Annotated in this window: 20 protein-coding genes; 12 read left to right on the forward strand and 8 right to left on the reverse strand. The window is 72.1% G+C overall.

Annotated features, from left to right (window positions below):
- Positions 1-33 precede the first annotated feature (33 nt).
- The 6 genes from dacB to folE all read left to right on the forward strand — a co-directional run bounded on the left by dacB (position 34) and on the right by folE (position 7,623).
- A complete protein-coding gene (gene dacB, locus BLU82_RS31935) occupies positions 34-1,389 on the forward strand; it encodes a D-alanyl-D-alanine carboxypeptidase/D-alanyl-D-alanine-endopeptidase (RefSeq protein WP_092624834.1) in 1,356 nt (451 codons plus the stop codon).
- 34 nt (positions 1,390-1,423) lie between these two features.
- Positions 1,424-2,524, forward strand: coding sequence for a zinc-dependent metalloprotease (locus BLU82_RS31940; RefSeq protein WP_092624835.1), 1,101 nt, complete (start codon positions 1,424-1,426; stop codon positions 2,522-2,524).
- A gap of 10 nt (positions 2,525-2,534) precedes the next feature.
- Positions 2,535-4,016, forward strand: a complete 1,482-nt coding sequence (gene tilS / locus BLU82_RS31945) for a tRNA lysidine(34) synthetase TilS (RefSeq protein ID WP_092624836.1) — start codon at positions 2,535-2,537, stop codon at positions 4,014-4,016.
- 225 nt (positions 4,017-4,241) lie between these two features.
- A complete protein-coding gene (gene hpt, locus BLU82_RS31950; RefSeq protein WP_092624837.1) occupies positions 4,242-4,793 on the forward strand; it encodes a hypoxanthine phosphoribosyltransferase in 552 nt (183 codons plus the stop codon).
- Positions 4,794-4,997: 204 nt separating this feature from the next.
- The gene (ftsH, locus tag BLU82_RS31955) at positions 4,998-7,019 is read left to right on the forward strand and encodes an ATP-dependent zinc metalloprotease FtsH (protein WP_092624838.1); all 2,022 of its coding nucleotides are present in this window, start codon (positions 4,998-5,000) and stop codon (positions 7,017-7,019) included.
- A gap of 4 nt (positions 7,020-7,023) precedes the next feature.
- On the forward strand, positions 7,024-7,623 hold the full coding sequence (gene folE / locus BLU82_RS31960; protein WP_069109965.1) for a GTP cyclohydrolase I FolE: 600 nt from the start codon (positions 7,024-7,026) through the stop codon (positions 7,621-7,623).
- Between the two features lie 170 nt (positions 7,624-7,793).
- Here the strand turns inward: folE and BLU82_RS31965 are convergent, their stop codons facing one another.
- The 4 genes from BLU82_RS31965 to BLU82_RS31980 form a co-directional block, all read right to left on the reverse strand.
- On the reverse strand, positions 7,794-8,573 hold the full coding sequence (locus tag BLU82_RS31965) for an LLM class F420-dependent oxidoreductase (RefSeq protein ID WP_092624839.1): 780 nt from the start codon (positions 8,571-8,573) through the stop codon (positions 7,794-7,796).
- Positions 8,574-8,649: 76 nt separating this feature from the next.
- Positions 8,650-9,345 carry a hypothetical protein gene (locus BLU82_RS31970; protein ID WP_092624840.1) on the reverse strand — a complete coding sequence of 232 codons (696 nt, stop codon included), beginning with the start codon at positions 9,343-9,345 and terminating at the stop codon, positions 8,650-8,652.
- Positions 9,342-9,497 (reverse strand): CopG family transcriptional regulator, encoded by a 156-nt coding sequence (locus tag BLU82_RS31975; RefSeq protein WP_069109962.1) that lies wholly within the window; start codon positions 9,495-9,497, stop codon positions 9,342-9,344. The genes BLU82_RS31970 and BLU82_RS31975 overlap by 4 nt, the downstream gene beginning before the upstream one ends.
- A 19-nt stretch (positions 9,498-9,516) precedes the next feature.
- Entirely contained in the window at positions 9,517-10,227 is a 711-nt protein-coding gene (locus BLU82_RS31980; protein ID WP_092624841.1) for a GAP family protein, read from the reverse strand.
- A gap of 67 nt (positions 10,228-10,294) precedes the next feature.
- Here BLU82_RS31980 and BLU82_RS31985 point away from each other — a divergent pair, with 67 nt between their 5' ends.
- A complete protein-coding gene (locus BLU82_RS31985; protein WP_092624842.1) occupies positions 10,295-10,903 on the forward strand; it encodes a TetR/AcrR family transcriptional regulator in 609 nt (202 codons plus the stop codon).
- Here the strand turns inward: BLU82_RS31985 and BLU82_RS34890 are convergent.
- Positions 10,896-11,039, reverse strand: coding sequence for a GPGG-motif small membrane protein (locus BLU82_RS34890; RefSeq protein ID WP_172885748.1), 144 nt, complete (start codon positions 11,037-11,039; stop codon positions 10,896-10,898). The genes BLU82_RS31985 and BLU82_RS34890 overlap by 8 nt on opposite strands.
- A gap of 100 nt (positions 11,040-11,139) precedes the next feature.
- Between BLU82_RS34890 and purB the strand changes: the two genes are divergently transcribed.
- A complete protein-coding gene (gene purB / locus BLU82_RS31990) occupies positions 11,140-12,573 on the forward strand; it encodes an adenylosuccinate lyase (RefSeq protein ID WP_092624843.1) in 1,434 nt (477 codons plus the stop codon).
- Between the two features lie 449 nt (positions 12,574-13,022).
- Here purB and BLU82_RS31995 read toward each other — a convergent pair whose 3' ends face one another.
- Positions 13,023-17,351 (reverse strand): carboxypeptidase regulatory-like domain-containing protein, encoded by a 4,329-nt coding sequence (locus BLU82_RS31995; RefSeq protein WP_197682605.1) that lies wholly within the window; start codon positions 17,349-17,351, stop codon positions 13,023-13,025.
- Positions 17,352-17,718: 367 nt separating this feature from the next.
- Here BLU82_RS31995 and BLU82_RS32000 point away from each other — a divergent pair, with 367 nt between their 5' ends.
- From BLU82_RS32000 to purL, 4 genes are all read left to right on the forward strand, one after another.
- A complete protein-coding gene (locus BLU82_RS32000; RefSeq protein WP_157741395.1) occupies positions 17,719-18,201 on the forward strand; it encodes a winged helix-turn-helix domain-containing protein in 483 nt (160 codons plus the stop codon).
- Positions 18,202-18,595: 394 nt separating this feature from the next.
- Positions 18,596-18,847 (forward strand): phosphoribosylformylglycinamidine synthase subunit PurS, encoded by a 252-nt coding sequence (purS, locus tag BLU82_RS32005; protein ID WP_069109956.1) that lies wholly within the window; start codon positions 18,596-18,598, stop codon positions 18,845-18,847.
- Complete coding sequence (gene purQ / locus BLU82_RS32010) at positions 18,847-19,518, forward strand: phosphoribosylformylglycinamidine synthase subunit PurQ (RefSeq protein WP_092624846.1); 672 nt, start codon at positions 18,847-18,849, stop codon at positions 19,516-19,518. Before purS ends, purQ begins: the two co-directional genes overlap by 1 nt.
- Entirely contained in the window at positions 19,515-21,767 is a 2,253-nt protein-coding gene (purL, locus tag BLU82_RS32015) for a phosphoribosylformylglycinamidine synthase subunit PurL (RefSeq protein WP_092624847.1), read from the forward strand. Before purQ ends, purL begins: the two co-directional genes overlap by 4 nt.
- Here the strand turns inward: purL and BLU82_RS32020 are convergent.
- Positions 21,731-23,086, reverse strand: coding sequence for an MFS transporter (locus BLU82_RS32020; protein ID WP_092624848.1), 1,356 nt, complete (start codon positions 23,084-23,086; stop codon positions 21,731-21,733). The genes purL and BLU82_RS32020 overlap by 37 nt on opposite strands.
- Complete coding sequence (locus tag BLU82_RS32025) at positions 23,083-23,676, reverse strand: winged helix-turn-helix domain-containing protein (RefSeq protein WP_092624849.1); 594 nt, start codon at positions 23,674-23,676, stop codon at positions 23,083-23,085. Before BLU82_RS32025 ends, BLU82_RS32020 begins: the two co-directional genes overlap by 4 nt.
- Positions 23,677-23,686: the final 10 nt, after the last annotated feature.

Raw genomic sequence — 23,686 nt, forward strand, 5'->3', positions numbered from 1 at the left:
TGACCGCCGTGTCAACAGGTTGAGGGGGCGACGATGTGGAGGCGGGTCGCGATCGCGACGGGCTGCGTGGTCGTGCTGGCCGCCGGCGCCGGTGTCGTGCTCGACCGCACCACCGGCCTGCCCTGGATCGACGACGAGGCGGCGGCCGAGACGCCGCTGTTCCGGCCGGCGGCGGCGCCCGCTCCGACGTGGACCCCGGCGCCGGGCGTTCTGGCTGCTCCGGCCGACGCCGGCGCGACGGGTGAGCCGGCCGTCGGCGACGTGCTCGCCCCGGCGCTGGGCGCGGCCGGGCTGGGCGGTCGCGTCGGGGTCAGCGTCGTGGACCTCGTCACCGGGACGCCGTCCTACGAGACCGCCGGCGCCGACCCGCACACGCCGGCCAGCACGCTGAAGATCCTCACCGGCGCCGCCGCGCTGCACGCGCTCGGTCCGGACCACCGGTTCACCACCCGCGTCGTCAGCGGGCCGGACCCGTCCGCCGTCACACTGGTCGGCGGCGGCGACCCCACGCTCACGGCCGGCGACGACGGCACCGGCACCCGGCTGGCCGGCCTCGCCGCGGCGACGGCGCAGGCGCTGACCGACGCCGGGGTGTCGTCGGTGACGCTGTCGTACGACGCGTCGCTGTTCAGCGGGCCGGCCGCGGACCCCGACTGGAGCCCCGGCTACATCCCCAGCGTCGTCTCGCCCACGACCGCGCTGGCCGCCGACATCATGGACCGCCCGTCCGACCCGCCGCTCGACGCGGCCGAGGAGTTCGCCGGCCTGCTCGCCGACCACGGCATCGCGGTCGACGGCGACCCGGCCGAGGCCGTCGCACCCGCCGACGCCCCCGAGCTGGCCTCCGTCGCGTCCGCACCGCTCGCGACGATCGTCGAGGACATCCTCACCAGCAGCGACAACGACGGCGCCGAGGTGCTGGCCCGGCACGTCGCGCTCGCGTCCGGCGCGGCCGGGACGTCCGAGGCGGCCGGCCCGGCCATCGTCGCGGCGCTCGCGGACCTCGGCCTCGACGCGTCCGGCGCCACGCTGCTCGACGGCAGCGGGCTGGCACGCGGCAGCGCCGTCCCGGCCACGCTGATCACCCAGACGTTGGCCCTGGCCGCCGGGCCGGACCACCCGGAGCTGCGCGCCGTCGTCACCGGGCTGCCGGTCGCCGCGTTCACCGGCACGCTCGCCGACCGGTTCGACGACTCCGCCGCGGCCGGTCTGGTCCGCGCCAAGACCGGCACGCTCACCGGCGTCAGTGCCCTGGCCGGCGTCGTGGTCGCCGCCGACGGCGTCGCGTACGCGTTCGCGGTGCTCGCCGACGACGTCGGCAACACGACGGAGGCGCGGGCCGCCCTCGACGACGTCGCGGCCGCCCTCGCCGGCTGCGGCTGCGCATAGGGCCCGCCGCCGCCCGGTGACGTAGCGTGGTCGTATGACGACCGCTGACTCCGCTCCCGACATGGTCGACTGGGATCTCGCGGTCGCGACGGCGCAACGACTGGCCGGTCCCGGGCCGTCGGTCACCGACTCCGAGGCCCGCGAGGCCGTGGCGGAGTTGCGCCGGCTCGCGACCGAGGCCGAGGCGCACGTCAACGGCTTCACCGGTCTCGACGCCTCGCTCGGCTACGCGCCGCTGGTGGTCGTCGACCGCGGCAACTGGGCCCGGGCCAACGCCCAGAGCATGCGCACGATCATCGCGCCGCTGCAGCGCAAGCTGCAGAAGGGCCGCGAGCACAGCCCGTTCCAGCGGGTCGGCCCGAAGGTCACCGGGCTGCAGACCGGCGCGCTGCTGGCGTTCCTGGCCAGCAAGGTGCTCGGCCAGTTCGACCCGTTCTGGGCCGGCAAGCTGGGCGGACCCGACGACGGCGCACAGGGCCGGCTGCTGCTGGTCGCGCCGAACATCGTCCACGTCGAGCGCGAACTGGGCGTCGACCCACACGACTTCCGGCTCTGGGTCACACTGCACGAAGAGACCCACCGCGTGCAGTTCACCGCGGTCCCGTGGCTGCGCGACCACCTCGCCAGTGAGATCGAAGCGTTCGTCGAGGCCACCGACGTCGACCCCGGCGCGTTCCTCACCCGCGCCCGCGACGCCATCCGGGCCCTCGGCGAGACCGCCCGGTCCGCCGACGGCGGCGGCTCCGTCCTCGATCTCGTGCAGACGCCGGCGCAGAAGGCCGTCCTCGACCGCGTCACCGCGTTCATGTCGCTGCTCGAGGGGCACGCCGACGTCGTCATGGACGGCGTCGGGCCCGACGTCATCCCGTCGGTCGAGACCATCCGGCGCCGGTTCCAGCGCCGCCGCTACTCCTCCGTCGGGCTCGACCGCACCATCCGCCGGCTGCTCGGCCTCGACGCCAAGATGCGCCAGTACCGCGACGGCGCCGCCTTCGTCAACGCCGTCGTCGGCCGCGTCGGCATGCCGGGCTTCAACCGCATCTGGGAGTCGCCGGCCACGCTGCCGACCAAGGACGAGATCGCCGATCCCGTCGCCTGGGTGCGCCGGGTGCACGGCCAGCCGGCGCTGGGCTGATCCTGCTCCCATGGGGCACCCGCACCTCGACGTCCGGCGGGCCGTGCGCTCTGCGCTCGCGGACCTCGCCGATGGCTCGACCGTGCTCGTGGCCTGCTCCGGCGGGGCCGACTCGCTCTCGCTGGCGGCGGCGACGGCCTGGGTGGCCGCCCGTTCGTCCGGAGCGCTGCGGGCCGGCGCCGTCTGCGTCGACCATGGGTTGCAGGACAGGTCGGCGGCGCGGGCGCGTGCGGCGGCCTCGGCGCTGGTGCGGCTCGGCCTGGACCCCGTCACCACGGTCCACCTCGACGCGTCGCGGGGGCCGGACGGTCCCGAGGGCAACGCGCGGGCGGCCCGGTACGCGGCCCTGGCGGCGGCGGCGTCGCGGGTGGGCGCGTCGGCGGTGCTGCTGGGCCACACCCTGGACGACCAGGCCGAGACGGTGCTGCTGGGGTTGGCGCGCGGGTCGGGGTCGCGGTCGCTGTCGGGCATGGCGGTGCGCTCCGGTTCGCTTCGGCGCCCGCTCCTCGGCCTGCGCCGCTCGGTGGTGCGGGCGGCGCTGCCGGCCGGGCTCGTCGCGTGGGAGGACCCGCACAACGAGGACGACGCATATGCGCGGGCGCGGGTGCGGCACCGGGTGCTGCCGGTGCTCGAGGCCGAGCTGGGTCCCGGTGTCGCCGAGGCACTGGCCCGCACCGCCGCCCTCGCCCGCGCCGACGCGGATGCGCTGGACGCCGCCGCGGCCGCCGCGTTCGCGGCGCTGACGGAGCCGTCGGCGTCCGCGGCGGCGTCCGCGGCGGGGTCGACGTCGGGGGCTGCGGCGTCGGCGTCCGCGGTGGCGGGCGCGGCCGCAGCGCTGGCGGCCGACGCGGCGCTGGCGGCGGACGCGGGGGCGGCGCTGGCGTCGGACGCGGGGGCGGCGCTGGCGTCGGACGCGGCGCTGGCGTCGGACGCGGGGGCGGCGCTGGCGTCGGACGCGGCGCTGGCGGCCGGGGCGGGGGCGGCGCTGGACCCGTCCGCTGATCGTCGCGACCGTACGCAGACCCCGCCCGGCCCGGGTGGGGCCCCACCCTACGGGCGGGCACCGACAACGTCCGCCGACGACGCGGTCGCGCCGGCTCACGCCGACGCCGCTGCGTCCGGACGCGCCGGTGCCCTGGACGGTGCTGAGCCCGTTGTGCCGGTCGGCGCCGCGGCCGCTGCGCTGGAGCGCGCCGGTGCCCTGGATGGAGCTGAGCCCGCCGTGCCGGCCGGCGCCGCGGCCGCTGCGCCCGCCCGCGCCGCGACCTCGCCGGGGCTGGACGTCGCCGAATTGGCGGTGTTACCGCAGGCGGTCCGCTGGAGGGTGCTGCGCCGGGCCGCGATCGCCGCCGGGAGTCCGCCCACCGACCTCACCGCGGCCCACGTCGCCGCCGTCGACACGCTCGTCACGGGGTGGAGGGGGCAGGCCGGCATCGACCTCCCCGGCGGCCTGCGCGCCACCCGCCGCGACGGCCGCCTGCACTTCACCTAGAGAGGCGCGGACGCGGCAGCACGAGCGCGGCCTGCAGGCGAAGGTGCCGGTGGATGCGGAGCCGGCGTCAAGCGCGCACGCGGCATGCTTCACCGCCGCGAAGCGGAGCCGGCGCAGCATCCACCGGCACCTCCGCCCCCAGCGCGAAGCTGAGCCGGCGCGGGGCCGCGGCCGAGATCCGCCACACCCCGCGCCGGTCGCGACGGCGTGTGAAAGGCTGCGGATGTGGATCCAGAAGACGTCGACGGTGACCTCGAGCAGATCCTCCTCACCGAGGAGCAGATCCAGGACAAACTGGCGGAGCTGGCGGCCGCCATCGAGCGTGACTACGACGGCAAGGATCTCCTGCTCGTCGGCGTGCTCAAGGGCGCGGTCATGGTCATGGCCGACCTCAGCCGGCACCTGTCGCGGCACGTCGAGCAGGACTGGATGGCCATCTCGTCCTACGGGTCGGGCACGAGGTCCAGCGGCGTCGTCCGCATCGTCAAGGACCTCGACACCGACATCACCGACCGCCACGTGCTCGTCGTCGAGGACATCATCGACACCGGGCTGACGCTGTCGTGGCTGGTGTCGAACCTGCGCTCGCGCGGGCCGGCGTCGGTCGAGGTGTGCACGCTGCTGCGCAAACCCGAGGCCGCGAAGACCGCCGTCGACGTCAGGTACGTCGGCTACGACATCCCCAACGCGTTCGTCGTCGGCTACGGCCTCGACTACGCCGAGAGGTACCGCAACCTGCGGGTCGTCGGCACGCTGGCACCCCACGTCTACAGCTGATGTGACGCAGTTGTCCGGCGTCCCGGGAACACGGGTGCTCACCTGCGACGTTCCTACCATGTAACCGACCTGCCGGAATGGTCGAGCAGGCCCGCGCAAGGTATCGTCGGACGATCCGACACCTTCGGTGGACATGCCGGGCGTTCGCGGCGTGTGCAGAAGGCAGCCGATCACAGGAGGTACGGGGCCAGCAGGTCTCGCATCATGAACGCCAAGCGATTCACGCGACCACTCATCTGGTTGCTCGTCTTCGTGCTCGCCGCCGTCGTGCTGAGCAGTGTGCTCGACCGTGCCGGCGGCGCGGAGAAGGTCGACACCGCTCGCATCGTCTCCGAGATCGAGGCCGGCAACGTCCAGTCCGCGAAGATCACCGGTGGTGAGACTCAGGAGATCGAGCTCACCCTCGCCGACTCCGACAACACCAAGATCGTCTCCCAGTACGTCGAGGGTCAGGGCCTGCAGCTGCAGGAGTCGCTGCAGCGGCTGCACGACGAGGACGGCACCAAGCTCGAGAGCTACAACGTCGAGGTGCCGCAGCCGAGCATCCTGTGGGGCATCCTCGGCACGCTGCTGCCGTTCCTGATCCTCGGTGCGCTGATCTTCTTCTTCATGACGCAGATGCAGGGCGGCGGCGGCCGCGTCATGCAGTTCGGCAAGTCGCGCGCCAAGCTGGCCAGCAAGGACGCGCCGAAGACGACGTTCGCTGACGTCGCCGGCGCCAACGAGGCCATCGAGGAGCTCCACGAGATCAAGGAGTTCCTGCAAGAGCCGGGCAAGTTCCAGGCCGTCGGCGCGAAGATCCCGAAGGGCGTGCTGCTGTACGGCTCGCCCGGTACCGGCAAGACGCTGCTGGCGCGCGCGGTCGCCGGCGAGGCGGGCGTGCCGTTCTACTCCATCTCCGGTTCCGACTTCGTCGAGATGTTCGTCGGTGTCGGCGCCTCCCGGGTCCGCGACCTGTTCAAGGAGGCCAAGGAGAACGCGCCGGCCATCGTGTTCGTCGACGAGATCGACGCGGTCGGGCGGCACCGTGGCGCCGGCATGGGCGGCGGCCACGACGAGCGCGAGCAGACGCTGAACCAGCTGCTGGTCGAGATGGACGGCTTCGACGTCAAGACGAACGTCATCCTGATCGCCGCCACCAACCGGCCCGACATCCTCGACCCCGCGCTGCTGCGTCCGGGCCGATTCGACCGGCAGATCGCGGTCGAGCCGCCCGACCTCGAGGGCCGCGAGAAGATCCTGGGCGTCCACGCCCGGGGCAAGCCGTTGACGGAGGACGCCGACCTCCGCGCGGTGGCGCGCCGCACGCCGGGCTTCACCGGCGCCGACCTCGCCAACGTGCTGAACGAGGCCGCGCTGCTGACCGCGCGCCGCAACGAGAAGCAGATCACGCCGCAGGCGCTCGACGAGGCCATCGACCGCGTGGTGGCGGGCCCGCAGAAGAGCTCGCGCATCATGAAGGACGACGAGAAGCGCATGACCGCCTACCACGAGGGCGGGCACGCGCTGGTGGCGGCGGCGCTGCACCACACCGACCCGGTGCACAAGGTGACGATCCTGCCGCGCGGCGGCGCACTCGGCTACACCATGGTGCTGCCCGACGAGGACAAGTACTCCACCACGCGCAACGAGATGCTCGACCAGCTCGCCTACATGATGGGCGGGCGGGCCGCCGAGGAGATGGTGTTCCACGACCCCACCACGGGGGCGTCCAACGACATCGACAAGGCCACCACGCTGGCCCGGCGCATGGTCACGCAGTACGGCATGACGGAGCGGCTGGGCGCCATCAAGTTCGGCTCCGACCGGTCCGAGCCGTTCCTGGGCCGCGACATGGGCCACGAGCGCGACTACTCCGAGACCGTCGCCGGCATCGTCGACGAAGAGGTGCGCAAGCTCATCGAGACCGCGCACCAGGAGGCCTTCGACATCCTGGTCGAGAACCGCGAGATCCTCGACCAGCTCGTCATCGCGCTGCTCGAGCGCGAGACGCTGAACAAGGAAGAGGTCGCCGAGGTCTTCGCCGCCATCCGCAAGCGCGGCCGGCGTCCCGCGTGGACCGGTTCGGCCACGCGCAAGCCGTCCGAGCGCGGCCCGGTCGCGTTCCCGATCAAGGTCTCGACCAACGGCCACCACGCCGAGGAGCAGGCCGCCATCACCGTCGCGCCCGACCCCACCCCGGTGCTGCCGCCGATGCCGAAGCCCGAGGGCCCGGCCGAGGGCTGACGGAGTGAACGCGGAGCCGGTGCCGACGCCGCCGCCCGGGCAGTTCGATCACGCCCGGGTGGAGGCGGCCGTGCGCGAGCTGCTGGTCGCCATCGGGGAAGACCCCGAGCGTGACGGCCTGCTCGACACCCCGTCGCGGGTCGCGCGGGCGTACGCCGAGATGTTCGGCGGGCTGCACCAAGACCCCGCCGACGTCCTCACCACCACGTTCGAGCTGGGCCATGACGAGATGGTGCTGGTCAAGGACATCGAGCTGGCCTCCATGTGCGAGCACCACCTCGTCCCGTTCTACGGCTTCGCCCACGTCGGCTACATCCCCGGCCCGTCCGGCCGCATCGCCGGACTGTCCAAGCTGGCCCGCCTGGTCGACGTCTACGCCAAGCGGCCGCAGGTGCAGGAGCGGCTCACGTCGCAGGTCGCCAACTCGCTGGTCGAGCTGCTCAAGCCGGCCGGCGTCATCGTCGTCGTCGAGGCCGAGCACCTGTGCATGACGATGCGCGGCGTCCGCAAGCCGGGCGCCAAGACGGTCACCAGCGCGGTCCGTGGTCAGCTGCGCGACGCCACCACCCGCGCCGAGGCGATGAGCCTGATCATCGGGCACTAGTTCGCCGTCAGCGCCTGACCTTCGCGGCCACTCCGCCGGTGGGTGGGGTCGCCGGCCCCGCCCGCCTCGCTCGTTCCTCGCTCGGACGCCCGCAGCCTACCCCTGCCGGCGACCCCACCCACCGGCTCAGCTCCACGGGCGGGCGGGGCCGGCCTCCCTCAGCGCCGCTGTCAGGGGGTGTTGTGGCGGTCGCGCCAGGCGACCCAGTCGGTGAGGGAGCCGAGGTCGTAGAGCGGGCCGGACGCGCTGATCGTGAACAGGGTGATGCCCAGCTCGACGAGCGCCTCGGCGGCCGCGCCGGGACGGCCGCTCACCGCCGTCGAGCGCTCGATCTCGCCCGGGTCGCGGCCGACGGTGGCGCACCAGCCGTCCAGCACCTCGGACTTGTGCCGCAGGATGCTCGCGTCGCCGAAGGCGTGCCAGATGGTGCCGTGCTCGGCGACGTGACGCAGGGTCTTCTTCTCGCCACCGCCGCCGATGAGGATCGGGATGTCGCGCGACGGTGCGGGGTTCAGCTTCGACCAGCGGTCCTTGATGCGCGGCAGCGCCTCGCCGAGGTCGTCGAGCCGGGTGCCCGCGGTGCCGAACTCGTAGCCGTACTCGTCGTAGTCGCGCCGGAACCAGCCGCCGCCGATGCCGAGGATCAGCCGGCCGTCGCTGATGTGGTCGACGGTGCGGGCCATGTCGGCCAGCAGTTCCGGGTTGCGGTAGCCGACGCTGCTCACGAGAGCGCCGATCTCGACCGTGGACGTCTGCTCCGCCCACGCGCCGAGCATCGTCCAGCACTCGAAGTGCTTGCCGTCGGGCTCACCGCGCAACGGGAAGAAGTGGTCCCAGTTGAAGACGATGTCGACGCCGGCGTCCTCGGCCTCCGCGGCGGCGCGGCGGATCTCCCGGTAGTCGGCGTGCTGGGGCTGGATCTGGACACCGATGCGGATCGGTCGGGACATACGTGCCTCGTTCTCGTCGGGGGGATGCCACAGGGACAACCCCGCGGCGCCGTCGCGGCATTCCGGCCGCGACGGACTACGTGCCGGCCCGGCGGAATCCGTGCAGGTCGGTCTGGACCTGGTTGACGAAGATGTCGCCGCCGCCGTCGGGGTCGGGCACCCGCACGGTGAGGCCGTAGTTCTCGTCGACGACGGACGCGGTGAGGCCGCAGGCGCTCAGCCGGGCGGCCAGCGCGCGGACGTCGCCGTCGTACTCGAACGAGACCTGGACCGACGGCCGGTCGGCGCCGTGTGCCGCGACCAGCCCGCCGCCGGGCGCGACGAAGTCGACCCAGTCGCCGGTCTGCGAGGCGATGCGCACCGCCAGGCCGAGCCGGCTCAGCACGCCGGCCGCGCCCGCGACGTCCGGCGAGTACCAGAGCGGCAGCGTCGACAGCGCGGGATCGGCGCCGGGCGGCGGCGCGACCTCCGGACGCTCGTCGACGTGCACCCGCAGGCCGTCGGGCCCGGTGACCTCGAGCCGGCCGCCGGCTGACACCGTCGCGAGGCCGTTGCGCTCGCATTCCGCGGCGACGGCGAACAGGTCCGGCGCCTCGAAGCCCAGTTCGGCGGCGGACTCGTCGGCACGCACCACGGCGACCCGGCCGTGCCCGAGCGCGAGGTCGACGCGGTCGCCGTCGCGGCCGGTGACGACGCCGCCGAGCGCCTCGACGACCCGGACCCACGCCTCGGCGTGCGGTGTGCGCCGGACCGGGCGGACGGTGAGCGTCATCGGGGATCCTCCTGCTGCGCGGTGGCGAGGTACTCACGCAGCACCTTCTCGACGAACGCCGACAGGCTCAGCTCCTCGTCGATGCTGCGGTGCTTCGTGGCGCGGACGACGTCCGGCGGCAGGTAGACGTTGAACTGCACCTTGTCGGCCATGGCTAGGATGCTAGCGCGCTCAGCCGAACAGCTGGAACTCGGTGTGCAGCACGTAGACGGCGTCGCGGGCCAGCAGGAACCCGGCGATGCCCATGATCCAGCTCAGTGTCTCGGCCGAGTTGGCCTGCAGCCAGTCGCGGAACCGCTCGAGCCGGGCCCGCACCCGGTCGCCGGCCACCCGCCACACGACGAACAGCAGCACGCCGGGCAGGACCATGATCACGTTGTAGCCGGCCAGCAGCGGCGCCCACTGCGCCGGGCTCAGCTCGTTCGACGTCATGATGCCGATCGCGGCCAGGTACGGCAGCGCCGTCGCGCCCTCCAGCAGGCCCGTGGTGACGCCGAGCCCGACCGCCGCGGGGACGGTCTGCGCCCGCCCGGCCCGCCGCTCCCGCCGTCCGGACGGCCCGCCGCCGTCGTCGTCCTTCGTCTTCGTCGGCACGAACCAGGCGCCGATGAACAGGGCGGCGCCGACGCCGGCCTGGATCAGGTACGCCGTCCGGCTGTTGGCGGCGTCGCCGAGAGAGTCGACGACGGCGCCGAGCCCGGTCATCAGCGCGGTGCCGAGGACGAAGTAGAACAGCGTGACGGTCGCGAGGTAGCTGAACAGCAGCCGCGGCGTGCGTGCGCCGGCCGTCAGCAGCAGGTAGATCGAGATGCCGATGGTCGCCGGGCTCATGGTGTCGAGCAGGGCCAGGCCGTACACCGGCAGGATGACGTCGGGTCCCACGGCGGTCTCCCTCGGGTTGCAACACGACTGTGCGAAATAAATTAGCACAGGCGTGATAGAAAGAGGCATGCCCAAGGTCGTGGACCACGAACAGCGCCGGCGTGAGATCGCCGAGGCGGCGCTGCGGGTGGTCGTGCGCGACGGCGCGGCGGGTGCGTCGGTGCGCACGGTGGCGGCGGAGGCCGGCTGGTCGACCGGTGCGCTGCGCTACTACTTCTCCACCCAGCGTGAGCTGCGCGAGTTCGTCGCGACGGTGGTCAGCGAGCGGGTGGAGCGGCGCGTCACGGAGCGGGCCGCGGCCGAACGAGGGCGGCTGCCGCTGCTCGACCTGGTCGCCGGGTTGCTCGAGGAACTGATCCCGCTGGACGAGCGGCGGCGCGAGGAGTTCCTGCTGTGGCTCGCGGTGACGGAGTGGTCACGTCAGGAGCCGCTGGCGGGTGCGGAGGAGCTGTGGGAGAACCAGCGCCGTCTCCACGTCCAGGTGGTGTTCGCGCTGGCCGGGTTCGAGGGCGAGCCGGTGGACGTCGACCCACGGGTGGCGGCCTGGGCGGAGTACCTGCACGTCTTCGTCGACGGGCTGGCCACCCAGGCGATGTTCGTGACCGCCCGGATGCCGCCGAAGCGGGTCCGGGCGGTCCTTCGTGAGTTTCTCGCCGAGGTGCCGCGGCTCAGGTGAAGACGCTCACCCCGCCGGGCCCGACCAGCAGGCCGACGACGATCAGCACGATGCCCCACAACAGCTGGCCGCGGACCAACGAGACGATGCCCGCGATCACGAGGATGACGGCCAGGATCCAGAGCACGAATTCCATGGTGCCTCCTTCTCTCATCTCCCGACCGGTTGGTGCCCGAACGCCCGATCTCCAAACGGGTGGTGCCGACCGCCCGGGCGTCGTGCGGGAGAATGGACCCGTGCCCGACAAGCCCGCGATCCTCGACGTCCTCGCCGCCCGCTACGCCTCGCCGGAACTCACCCGGCTGTGGTCGCAGCAGAACAAGATCGTCCTCGAACGGCGGCTCTGGCTGGCCGTGCTGCAGGCGCAGCGCGACCTCGGCGTCGACGTCCCCGACGGCGTGGTCGAGGCGTACCAGGCGGTGCTCGAGGACGTCGACCTCGACTCCATCGCCGCCCGCGAGCGCGTCACCCGGCACGACGTCAAGGCGCGCATCGAGGAGTTCAACGCGCTGGCCGGCCACGAGCACGTCCACAAGGGCATGACCAGCCGCGACCTCACCGAGAACGTCGAGCAGCTGCAGATCCGCCTGTCGCTCGAGCACGTCCGCGACCGCATGGTCGCCGTCCTCGTCCGGCTGGCCGCGCGCGCCGCCGAGCACGCCGAGACCGTCATGGCCGGCCGCAGCCACAACGTCCCCGCCCAGGCGACGACGCTCGGCAAGCGGTTCGCGTCGGCGGCCGACGAGGTGCTGGTGGGGTTCGACCGCGTGCAGGAGCTGATCGCGCGCTACCCGCTGCGTGGCATCAAGGGTCCGGTCGGCACGGCGCAGGACATGCTGGACCTCCTGGGCGGCGACGACGCCCGGCTCGCGGAGCTCGAGCGGCGCATCGCGGCGCACCTGGGCTTCGAGCGGGTGTTCACCAGCGTCGGCCAGGTCTACCCGCGCTCGTTGGACCATGACGTCGTGTCGGCGCTGGTCCAGGTGGCCGCCGGGCCGTCGTCGCTGGCCACCACGGTGCGGCTGATGGCCGGGCAGGAGCTGGTCACCGAGGGGTTCAAGGCCGGTCAGGTCGGCTCCAGCGCCATGCCGCACAAGATGAACACCCGCTCCTGCGAGCGCGTCAACGGCCTCGCCGTCGTCCTGCGCGGCTACGCGTCGATGGCGGCGGAGCTGGCCGGCGCCCAGTGGAACGAGGGCGACGTGTTCTGCTCGGTCGTGCGCCGGGTCGCGCTGCCCGACGCGTTCTTCGCGCTCGACGGCCTGTTCGAGACCTTCCTCACCGTTCTCGACGAGTTCGGCGCCTACCCCGCGGTCATCGCCCGCGAGCTGGACCGCTACCTGCCCTTCCTCGCGACGACGTCCGTGCTGATGGCCGCGGTCAAGGCCGGGGTCGGACGCGAGACGGCGCACGAGGCCATCAAGGAGCACGCCGTCGCCGTCGCGCTGTCCATGCGCGAGCAGGGCGCGGAGCGCAACGACCTGTTCGAGCGGCTGGCGGCGGACGAGCGGCTGGGGCTGGACCAGGCGCATCTGGACTCGCTGGTCCGGGCGCCGCTGGAGTTCACCGGCGCCGCGCGGGCCCAGGTCGGCGCCGTCGTCGCCCGGGTCGAGGAGATCGCGGCCGCTCATCCCGTCGCCGCCGCCTACACCCCGTCGCCGATCATCTGAGGCCGAGCAGCAGAAACCCCGGCGCGGAACCAAAGCAGAACGCGCCGGGGTTCTAGCCAGGATCGTCGGTGTTAGCCGCACCTCCCCTGGCGAAATCAGCCTACAGTCATTGACCTCCTCGTGACCAGGTGTCATCCTGAAGGGCTAACTACATACGGGATCCGCCCGGGTGTAGTTCATCGAAAGTGGATGGGCTACCGGGCGGGCTGTTGGCCGCGGCTCACTGGTGGCCCCCCGAGAGGGAGTGGCGTCGATCCTCGCGAGCATGGTGAGTGTGATCCTCCTCCTGGGTGTTCCCCTGATGGAGCTCGTGTCGCTGCTGAGGTAGCGGGGCGGACCGCAGGGAGCGAACGGGGCTGGTGAGAACCGGCCCCGTTGTGCGTCGCGAGCCGGGCATGCCGCCGGGGACGGCGCCGCGCACGGCACCGCCCCCGGACAGCCAGAACCTCCTACAGGTCGGGCCGGTCCGTCACGCGCAGGGCGTTGACGATCGGCAGCTGGTAGCCGAAGCGGTCGTGGAACTGGATGTTGAGCGGACCGCCCTGGTGCTCGACGACGAACGTGTGCTGGTCGGCCCACAGCCCGCGGACCTCGGCGGCCACGTCGTGGTTGACCAGCACGTACGACCCGTTGACGCTGACGTCGAAGACGCGGCGTCCGGGCAACATGTTCGCCTGGAACTCGGCGAACCCGAGCTCCACCTCGTACGTCCCGGCGGGCACGTTGTCGAACCGGTAGCCGAAGATGCCGGACCGCCGGCTCTGGAACAGCTTGTCGTCGTCGGTGCCGCCGATGGCGCGGTTGGTGGACGACGTCTCCACCCGCTGGCCGACCCAGCCCCAGGAGCCGGCGGTGAACGCGCGGTCCGCCTGCCACACGTCCAGGTCGCCGTCGGTGTAGGCGGCGCCGCCGGCGTTGACGCCCACCTGGTAGGCGGGCACCACCAGCGAGACCGGGACCTGGTGGTTCGGTTCCCGCCCGGCGTTCGTCCCGATCGTCAGCGTCGCCTCGTAGCGGTTCGGCGCGAGGCCGGTGCTGTCGGCCGTGACGGTGACGGTCGCCGACTCGCCCGGCGCCAGGGTCCCGGCGGCCGGGTCCTCCGACAGCCACGCCACGTCACTGGCGTTCGGCACGCCGGTGTCGACGAGGTACGCCGTGTTCGTCAGCTGGCTGGTCGCCCACAACTCACCGGTGGCGTTCATCTCCAGGCCGGCGCCCGGGCCCTCGCCCTGCTCCGGGAACTCGATCGCCGAGATGGTGTCGCAGGTCGACGGGTCGATCTGGTAGATGAACGTGGTCAGCGAGCTGTTGACCATCCAGAGCACGTTCGCCGTCGGGTTGTAGGCCAGGCCGGCGATGGAGGCGTCCTCCGTCGAGCACTGGGCGAGGGTGGCACCCGGGTCGTCATGGGACTGGCCCGCGACGGTGTAGATGACGCCCTCGTTCCAGCCGCCGATGTAGAAGACGTCGTCGACGGGGTTGTAGGCGAGGCCGCGCTGCGAGGTCGCGGTCCACGGCGAGCCCGAGACGACGTACTGTTCGGTGCCGTCGGCGGTGTCGAAGCAGTGGATCGCGTTGTCGCCGCCGACGTTGACCTGGCACATCGCGCCGGTGCTGGAGTCCAGCGCCATGTCGCCGTTCCAGACGCCGCCCCAGTTGCCCGGGAAGACGGAGCCCGCCTCGCCGGACGTGGAGAACTGGTGGTTGGTGATGGAGTCGGGGTCGGATACCCAGACGTCGCCGTCGAAGCCGACGCCCCAGGCCACGGAGAGCCCGGTGGTGGGCCACTGGGCCACGACGTCGCCGGGCGCGGCCGGAGCCATGTCCCGCGACGCGAGGTCGGCCAGCTGCTCCTTGGAGTACGTGCCCAACGCGTTGGTGGCGTTCTCGTCCACCTCCGAGCTGCCCATCAGCGCCGGCGTCGGCGCCGACTGCCGGCCGGTGCCGCGGTCGACCTCGGTCGCCTCCCAGGTCAGGTCCGCGGAGCCGGTGTTGGTGATGGTCACCTCGCCGGAGCGGGTCTGGCCCTCGGTGATGGTCCAGGACAGCTCGTCCGCCTCGACGACGGCGACGCCGGTGCGCAGCGCGTAGTCGACGGTGTTGACCTCGCCGTCCTGGTTGATCAGCACGTCCTCGGAGCCGCCCTCGTACCCGGCGCTGCTCGCCTGCACCGTGTAGGCGCCGAAGAACAGCTGCATGGCGTAGTCGCCGTTCGCGTCCGTGGTCGCCTGCCGTACGACGGTGCCGTCGGGCGCGACGGCGTCGACGGTGGCGCCGACGATCGGCAGGCCGTCGTTGGCGTCGGCGACGGTGCCCGTGACGGACCCGTTCGGCGGCAGCTCGAACGTGATCGCCGTGTCGTCGGACAGCGCGGCCTCGTTGAACGAGTACTGCAGGGCGTCGGTGCCGGTCGCGTTCTCGATGCCGACGGTCGCGCTGTTGCCGAGCTCGCGCGCCTCGGCCGGGTCGAGGTTGCGGTAGGCGAAGCTGACGGTGCCGTCCTCGTACAGCGTGACGCTGAAGTCGATCCGCACGTCCGCGACGCTGAAGAACGACACGTTGCGGTACTCGATGACGAACCCGCCGTCCACGGCGCCGGTGTAGACCCCGCCGCCGGCCTGGATGTTGAGGTCGTCCCAGAACGGCGCCAGCGTGGCGTTGGGCGCGGCCGCGTTCGGCAGCGCCGTGTTGGAGTAGTTGGTGACGGTCGCGAGGAAGTTCACGTGCCCGTTCGAGGACAGGTACGCGGTGTCGTAGTTCTCGCCGTAGAACGGGAAGCTGAACGGCAGCGCGACCGTGGCCGTCGCCTCGTCCCCGCTCAGGGCCACCGGGTCGGTGCCCTCGACGTACTCCGACGGGCCGGTGGTGCAGAAGTAGCCGTAGCCGTCGGCCCGCTTCGGCAGCGCGAAGTCCAGCGTCGACGGACCGCTGACCGTCAGCGCCTGCGTCAGCGGGTCGGCGCACCGGCCGCCGTCGGCGGTCAGCGAGTACGAGCCGGCCGGGACCGCCGCGAACGCGTACGTGCCGTCGGCGCCGGTCGTGACCGGGTCGACGGGTACGCCGTCGATGCTGACGGTGGCGCCGGCGACCGGTGCCCCGGAGACGGCGTCGGTGACGGTGCCGGTGACGGGGTGGCTGCTGGCCGGCTCCAGCGCGACGTCGAGCGTCGTCGCGGTGTCGGCCGTGACGGTGGCGGTGGACGTCGCGGTCGCGTAGCCGAACGCGGACACCGTCACGTCGTAGTCGCCGGTGGTGAGGGTGAGGGTGTAGGTGCCGTCGGCGCCGGTGGTGGTCTGCCGCTCCAGCGGCCCGGCGGCGGCGACGGTGGCGCCCTCGACCGGTGCGCCCGCGGCGGTGACGGTGCCGGTGATCGTGCCGGTCTCGCCGGTCGGCGCGGCGTCGATCAGCGCGAGCGCGTCGAGCCGGCCCTCGCCCCAGACGTTGTTGTCGTCGGCGGTGCCGCCGCAGGTGAGGTCCTCGACGTCGATGGCGGTCTGGTCGAGCAGCGCGCGGGTGCCCTCGATGTCGCCGACCAGCGTCGGCGCCGCCGACCACAGCAGCGCGATGGCGCCGGCCGTGTGCGGCGTGGCCATCGACGTGCCGGACAGCAGGTTGTAGCCGCCGCCGTCGATCGACGAGCGCACGGCCACGCCGGGCGCGGAGATGCTCGGCTTGATCTCACCGTCCTGGCCGGGGCCGCGGCCGGAGAAGTCGGCGATGACGTTGTTCGAGTCGTACGCGCCGACGGAGTAGTTGATCGTCCGGCTGCCGGGCGAGCCGCTGCTCGAGCAGGAGTCGCCGCTGTTGCCGTTGGCCCAGACGCCGAAGATGCCGGCGTTCGCCCACTCGATGAGGATGTCCTCCATGAACGGGTCGTTGGACGGGAACCGCGACCCCCACGAGTTGTTGACGATGTGCGGGCGCTGCGAGACGTCAGGGTTCTGGCCGTTCAGGTCGGTCGGCGCGAGCATCCACTCGCCGGACGCGATGAGGTCGGCGTCGGAGCAGGTGTTGCAGCCGTTCGCCGCGATCCACGTCGCGCCGGGCGCCACCCCGATCTGGTTGCCGCTGCCGTCGTCGCCCACCATCGTGCCCATCGTGTGGGTGCCGTGCGAGTTGCCGGCGCCCTCGAACGGGGTGTCGCTGGAGCCGGTGGCGTCGAACCAGTTGTAGTTGTGGTCGAAGCTGCCGCCGTTGTTGCCGCGGTAGTGCTCGACCAGCGCCGGGTGGTCGTAGTCGACGCCGCTGTCGATGTTGGCCACGACGATGCCCTCGCCGCGGACGCCGTACTGCGACCAGACGTCGTCGGCGTTGATGTTGGCGATGCCCCACTCGACGGCGGCCGTGCCCATGCCGCCGGACCCCTTCTCGTCGACCGGCTCGGGCTGGTCGTAGGTGCGCGGCGCCCGGATCTGCTCGACGCCGTCGAGGGCGGCGATCTGCTCGGCGAGGGCGCGGCTGCCGTCCTCGACCAGGATCGCGTTGGTGATCCAGTGCGCCTCGTAGCCGACGCCGCGCTCGTCGAGGAGCTTGCGGACGGTGGCCTGCGACTGGTCGGCGGTCGCCTTGAGCTGGTCGACCACGAACTGACCACGTTCGGTCCAGTCCGCGATGTCCGACGCGGACGTCGTCCGCGCGGTCGAGCTGAACCGGACCCAGAAGTCGGCGCTGTCCTTGACGGCGTCGGGGTCGAACACGCCTGGCTCGATCTTCGACACGGGCTCGGCCGGACGGCCGAATCCGGCCTGCGCCGGTGTGGCGGCCAGGACCGCCGACACCAAGGCGAAGACCGAGAGTACTGCGGCGAGATATCGCCGCCCTCGGTGGGCTGGAAGCTGCACGGTGGACCTCCTGTGTGGGCGCAACACGGCGGAGGGAGGTGGCCAGGCACCGTGTCACACGTGTCCGAAATGCGGTGCCGCCATCCTCGCGACGTCCGGCTACCGGCGACAAGGTCGGGCGGAGGGCAAGATCGAGGCCGTTGACGGGCGATGTCACAGGCATTGACTCCTGGATGCCCGGGAATTAACCGGAAATATTCCGTGAGACATACCAAAACGTCGCGAAACCTGTCATGCTGCCAAGCAATCGGTGGGGCGATTTGCAGGGAGTTGGTGCATGGTGTCCGCAGCGCCATACATTGAAGTGATCACGCCATTCGTCATCTGCGTCGGCACGTCTCTCGAGGACTCGACCGCGATCGCCCAGGCGATCGACCGGCGGGCCATCGTGATGATCGCGCCCGACTCGGAGGCGGCGCGCAAGCTGCTGGTCGGCGACACGGGCATACCCGACAGCCCGGCCGGCATGGAGGATCTCGAGACCCGCGTCATCGAACGCGGCTGTCTCCGCGTCGACCTCGTGTCCCGCCAGGTCACCTGGGGCGAGGTCGACATCGCGCTGAGCGCACGCGAGTTCGACCTGCTGGCGACGCTCGCGACGGAGGCCGGCCGGGTCTGGACCTTCGAGGAGTTGATGGCGCGGATCTGGAAGACCCGCTACCTGGGCGACGCCGACCCCGTCGTCTCGGCGGTGAAACGACTTCGGCGGCGACTGGCCCTGGTGGTCGACGAACTGCGCGTGGTGTCCGTGCGCGGCGTCGGCTTCCGGCTCGTCGTCCCCGATTAGGGCGGCCGGTCCGCAGCGGCCGGTATGGGTTGGGTGCGGACGGCGGTGGTTCGGTCGGGGCAGGGTGCGGACCGAACCGCCGCCGAGCCGTCGTCGACCCGGGACCACGCCCGGATGGCGTGAGCCCGGAACGCGACTCAAGATCATCGCTCGACGTGGCGTCCCCGCGCCTCGGACCGAGGAGTGCCCGCTCCTTCCCGGTCCCCGGACAGCAGCGGCCATGACGAGAGGCAGCAGGGGACGCCAAGGCCGCAACCCCACGCGCGGCACGCCGAGCCGGCACCGGACCAGGTCGACAAACCCCGAGGATCAATCGGGCTCGCTCATCCAGGGTGTGCCCGACTGGGTATCCTTGAGTACGCCCCCAGTTCTCCGCCGCGCGAGGAGCGTGCCCGTGGCCCGCGTCGTTGTCGACGTCATGCTCAAGTCCGAGATTCTCGACCCGCAGGGCAAAGCCGTGCAGGGTGCGTTCGGCCGGCTCGGCTTCGAGGGTGTCTCCTCGGTCCGGCAGGGCAAGCGATTCGAGATCGAGTTGGACGGCGAGGCGACGCCCGAAGCCGTCGCCGAGATCGAGCGGGCCGCCGCCACGCTGCTCGCGAACCCCGTCATCGAGGACTTCACCGTCCACGTGGAGGCCGGCGTCTGATGCGCGTCGGCGTCGTCACGTTCCCCGGCTCCCTCGACGACCGCGACGCCGCCCGGGCGGTCCGGGTCGCCGGTGGCGAGGCCGTCTCGCTCTGGCACGGTGACGCCGATCTGCACGGCGTCGACGCCGTGGTGCTGCCGGGCGGCTTCTCCTACGGCGACTACCTGCGCTGCGGCGCCATCGCGCGGTTCGCCCCGGTCATGGAGCCGCTGGTCGACGCCGCGCGCGGCGGGCTGCCGGTGCTCGGCATCTGCAACGGCTTCCAGGTGCTGTGCGAGTCGCACCTGCTGCCGGGCGCGCTGATCCGCAACGACCACCGCAAGTTCGTCTGCCGCGACCAGCCGCTGCGGGTCGAGAGCACGTCCACGGCGTGGACGTCCGGCTACGCGGCCGGCCAGGAGATCGTCATCCCGCTGAAGAACGGCGAGGGCGGCTACGTCGCCGACCAGCGCACGCTCGACGAGCTCGAGGGTGAGGGCCGGGTCGTCGTCAGGTACACCGGCGACAACCCCAACGGCTCCTACCGCGACATCGCCGGCGTCACCAACGCCCGCGGCAACGTCGTCGGACTCATGCCGCACCCCGAGCACGCGGTCGAGGCGCTCACCGGGCCGACCACCGACGGCCTCGGCTTCTTCACGTCCGTTCTGGAAGGACTGGTCCGTTCGTGATCGACACCGTCGAGCTGGCCGCGAAGACCCCGGACCAGCCGCAGCCCTGGGACGAACTGGGGCTCAAGGAGGACGAGTACCAGCGCATCCGCGACATCCTCGGCCGCCGGCCCACCAACGCCGAGCTGGCCATGTACAGCGTCATGTGGTCCGAGCACTGCTCGTACAAGAGCTCCAAGGTGCACCTGCGCCAGTTCGGTGAGAAGGCGCCTGAGTCCGACGCGCTGCTGGTCGGCATCGGCCAGAACGCCGGCGTCGTCGACATCGGCCACGGCTACGCGGTCACCTTCAAGATCGAGTCGCACAACCACCCGTCCTACGTCGAGCCGTACCAGGGCGCGGCGACGGGCGTCGGCGGCATCGTCCGAGACATCCTCGCCATGGGCGCGCGGCCGGTCGCCGTCATGGACTCCCTGCGGTTCGGCCCGCTCGACGCCGACGACACCCACCGCGTTCTGCCCGGTGTGGTGGCCGGGGTCGGCGGCTACGGCAACTGCCTGGGCCTGCCCAACATCGGCGGCGAGGTCGTCTTCGACCCGTCGTACGCCGCGAACCCGCTGGTCAACGCGCTGTGCGTCGGCGTCATGAAGCACGACGACATCCACCTCGCCAACGCGACCGGCGTCGGCAACAAGGTGGTGCTGTTCGGCGCCCGCACCGGCGGCGACGGCATCGGCGGCGCGTCGATCCTCGCCTCGGAGTCCTTCGACGACTCGAAGCCGTCGAAGCGGCCGGCCGTCCAGGTCGGCGACCCGTTCATGGAGAAGGTGCTCATCGAGTGCTGCCTCGAGCTGTTCGAGGCGCAGGTCGTCGAGGCCATTCAGGACCTCGGCGCGGCCGGCATCTCCTGCGCGACGTCCGAGCTGGCCAGCAACGGCGACGGCGGTATGTACGTGCAGCTCGAGAAGGTGCTGCTGCGCGACCCCAGCCTGACGCCCGGCGAGATCATGATGTCGGAGTCGCAGGAACGCATGATGGGCATCGTCACGCCCGAGAACCTCGACGCGTTCCTCGCCATCACCACGCGGTGGGACGTCGAGACCGCCGTCATCGGTGAGGTCACCGGCACCGGCCGGCTGATCATCGACTGGCACGGCGAGACCATCGTCGACGTCGACCCTCGCACGGTCGCGCACGACGGCCCGGTGTACGAGCGGCCGTTCGCGCGGCCGTCCTGGCAGGACGAACTGCAGGCGTCCGGGCCTGAGTCGCTGCCGCGGCCGAGCACCGGTGACGAGCTGCGCGGCACCCTGCTGCGGCTGCTCGCGTCGCCGAACCTGACCTCGAAGGCGTGGATCACCGACCAGTACGACCGCTACGTGCTCGGCAACACCGTCCTCGCGCAGCCCGAGGACGCCGGCGTGCTGCGCATCGACGAAGCGACGGGGCTGGGCGTCGCGATCGCCACCGACGGCAACGGGCGCTACGCCAAGCTCGACCCGTACACCGGCGCGCAGCTGTCGCTGGCAGAGGCGTACCGCAACGTCGCCACCACCGGCGCCACGCCGCTCGCCGTCACCGACGGCCTCAACTTCGGCTCGCCCGAGGACCCCGCCGTCATGTGGCAGTTCGCCGAGGCGATCCGCGGCCTGGCCGACGGCTGCCAGGCGCTCGGCACGCCCGTCACCGGCGGCAACGTGTCGCTGTACAACCAGACCGGCGACGCCGCGATCCTGCCGACGGCGATCGTCGGCGTGCTCGGCGTTCTCGACGACGTGGGGCGCCGGACGCCGCAGGGCTTCCGCGAGTCCGGCCAGGTCATCTACCTGCTCGGCGACACCCGCGACGAGTTCGGCGGCTCCGAGTGGGCGTGGGCGGAGCACGGGCACCTGGGCGGGCGTCCGCCGTCGGTGGACCTGGCCGCCGAGCGCGAGCTGGCCGAGATCCTCGTCAACGCCTCACGCGACGGGCTGATCGACGCCGCGCACGACCTCTCCGACGGCGGGCTGGCGGTCGCGCTGGTCGAGTCGGTGCTGCGCTACGGCGTCGGCGCGCGGGTGTGGGTGCCCGACGGCCTCGACCCGTTCGTGTTCCTGTTCGCCGAGTCGCAGGCCCGGGCCATCGTCTCGGTGCCGCGCTCGGAGGAAGTGCGCTTCACCGACATGTGCTCCGCGCGCCGCTTCCCGCACCAGCGCATCGGCGTGGTCGACGACGGCGGCCTGCTCGACGTCCAAGGGCAGTTCAGCGTGCCGGTCGACGAGCTGCGGACGGCTCACGAGTCGACGCTGTCCTCGGCGTTCGAGGCCTGAGCCTTCGCCGCCTCGATGCGGGCGTTGGTCAGCCGCGGCAGCGCGTAGAGCACCATCAGCACGTGCGCGGCCGCGGCGACCAGGAACGGCAGCCGCAGCGCCCACTCGCGACTCAGCCAGACCTCGCCGGCGCTCACCAGCACGCCGCCGAGCAGCGTCCCGACCGAGATGGCGCCCCAGCCGAAGAACCGGTAGACGGAGTTGACCCGGCCGAGCAGGTGGTCGGGGATGATGCTCTGCCGCATCGACACCGTGATGACGTTCCACAGCACGATGAAGAAGCCCTCGACCACGAGCACCGCGTAGACGACGTACGGCGACGAGACGAGGCCGATCGCGCCGATGGTGGCGCCCAGCACGATCAGCGACACGAACAGCGACGTGCCGGGACCGATGCGGGCGCTGACCCGGTGCGCGACCAGCGAGCCGGCCACCGCGCCGACCGCCGTCCCGGACAGCAGGATGCCGAACTCGGTCGCGTTGAGGTCCAGGATCTCCTGCGCCAGCAGCACGTAGATCGCCATGGCGGCCGCGTTCAGCCCGTTCGCGGCGCCGAGCAGGAAGGCCAGCGACCGCAGCAGGTGGTGGTTCCACAGCCAGCGCACGCCTTCGCCGATCTCGGTCCGCCAGTTGATCCGGCCGCTGGTGACCTTGCCCTTCGGGGCGAACTGCCCGGCCAGCATGAACACCAGCGCGGCCGCGATGGCGAACGTCCCGGCGTTGACGAAGAACGGCAGCGCGAACGCCAGCCCCAGCAGCAGTCCGGCCAGCGGCGGCCCGACGAAGTTGTTGACGACGACCTCGGCGCCCCACATGCGCCCATTCGCCTTCTCCAGCCGGTCCTTCGCGACGATGGACGGCAGCAGCGTCTGCGCGGTGTTGTCGCGCAGCACCTCGGCCATGCCCAGGAGGAACGCCATCAGGTACAGCAGGGCGAGCAGGACGGCGCCGTTCTCGGGCACGTCGGCGGTGCCGCCGGCGACCTGATCGGGTGTCGGCAGCTCGGACTGCCAGGCCAGCACCACGAGCGCGAACGCGCCCATGACGGCGAACCGGGCGACGTCCATCGACGCGACCAGCTTGCGGCGGTCGAGGCGGTCGGAGATGACGCCGGCCGGCAGTGAGAACAGCAGCCACGGCAGCCGGGTGGCCAACGTGACCAAGGCGATCTGCATCGGGTCGCGGGTGATGGCGGTGGCCAGCCACGGGATCGCGACCGCCGAGAGCCCATCGCCGAAGTTCGAGACGACCGACGCGCTCCACAGCTTCCAGTAGTTGCGGCCCAGCCCGGCCTTCGCGGGCGCCGTCGTCGTCGTCACGACGCACCGTCCTTCGGCTCCGGCAGGTGCCCGCGCTGGGTCGGGAAGACGCCGACCAGCAGTCCGTAGGTCACCTCGCCGTCGCGCGGCTGCCGGACGAACTCGTCCAGCAGCTCGATCAGCCGCTGTCGCCACTCCGCCGCCCGCTCGGCCGGGATGCGGGCGTAGCGGGTGTTGGTGATCATGGGCAGGTCGAGCAGCTCGGCCGGGAGCTGCTGGATCTCGGTGACGGTCTCCGCGAGCACCCCCTTGGGCTCAAGCCCGATGCCGTCGAACGAGGCGCGGTCCCAGTCGTGATAGAGGAACACGCGGGCGGTGCGGCCGTAGTAGCGGGCCTCGATGGCGCGCACCTGCTTGGTCCGCACGACATGCACCAGGCCCGCGTACTCCAGGACCTTCAGGTGGTGGCCGACGGTTCCCTTCGGCTTGCGCAGCGCGGCGGCCAGCTCCGTCGTCGTGGCGGCCCGTTCCAGCAACAGGTGGACGATCTTCATCCGGGTCTCGTCGAACAACGCCCGGTACTGCGCGGGGTCGGTGAGCTCGAGCTCGTCGGCGAGTGCGTAGTCGGGGACGACAGACTGGTCGGCCATTCCAGAATGG

Source organism: Jiangella sp. DSM 45060, assembly GCF_900105175.1.
Taxonomy (GTDB): Bacteria; Actinomycetota; Actinomycetes; order Jiangellales; family Jiangellaceae; genus Jiangella.

Bases quoted from the DNA above. Each gene is read 5' to 3' on its own strand.
- dacB (WP_092624834.1), top strand. From the start codon at position 34: ATGTGGAGGCGGGTCGCGATCGCGACGGGCTGCGTGGTCGTGCTGGCC.
- BLU82_RS31940 (WP_092624835.1), top strand. From the start codon at position 1,424: ATGACGACCGCTGACTCCGCTCCCGACATGGTCGACTGGGATCTCGCG.
- tilS (WP_092624836.1), top strand. From the start codon at position 2,535: ATGGGGCACCCGCACCTCGACGTCCGGCGGGCCGTGCGCTCTGCGCTC.
- ftsH (WP_092624838.1), top strand. From the start codon at position 4,998: ATGAACGCCAAGCGATTCACGCGACCACTCATCTGGTTGCTCGTCTTC.
- BLU82_RS31965 (WP_092624839.1), bottom strand. From the start codon at position 8,573: ATGTCCCGACCGATCCGCATCGGTGTCCAGATCCAGCCCCAGCACGCC.
- BLU82_RS31970 (WP_092624840.1), bottom strand. From the start codon at position 9,345: ATGACGCTCACCGTCCGCCCGGTCCGGCGCACACCGCACGCCGAGGCG.
- BLU82_RS31975 (WP_069109962.1), bottom strand. From the start codon at position 9,497: ATGGCCGACAAGGTGCAGTTCAACGTCTACCTGCCGCCGGACGTCGTC.
- BLU82_RS31985 (WP_092624842.1), top strand. From the start codon at position 10,295: ATGCCCAAGGTCGTGGACCACGAACAGCGCCGGCGTGAGATCGCCGAG.
- BLU82_RS34890 (WP_172885748.1), bottom strand. From the start codon at position 11,039: ATGGAATTCGTGCTCTGGATCCTGGCCGTCATCCTCGTGATCGCGGGC.
- purQ (WP_092624846.1), top strand. From the start codon at position 18,847: ATGCGCGTCGGCGTCGTCACGTTCCCCGGCTCCCTCGACGACCGCGAC.
- BLU82_RS32025 (WP_092624849.1), bottom strand. From the start codon at position 23,676: ATGGCCGACCAGTCTGTCGTCCCCGACTACGCACTCGCCGACGAGCTC.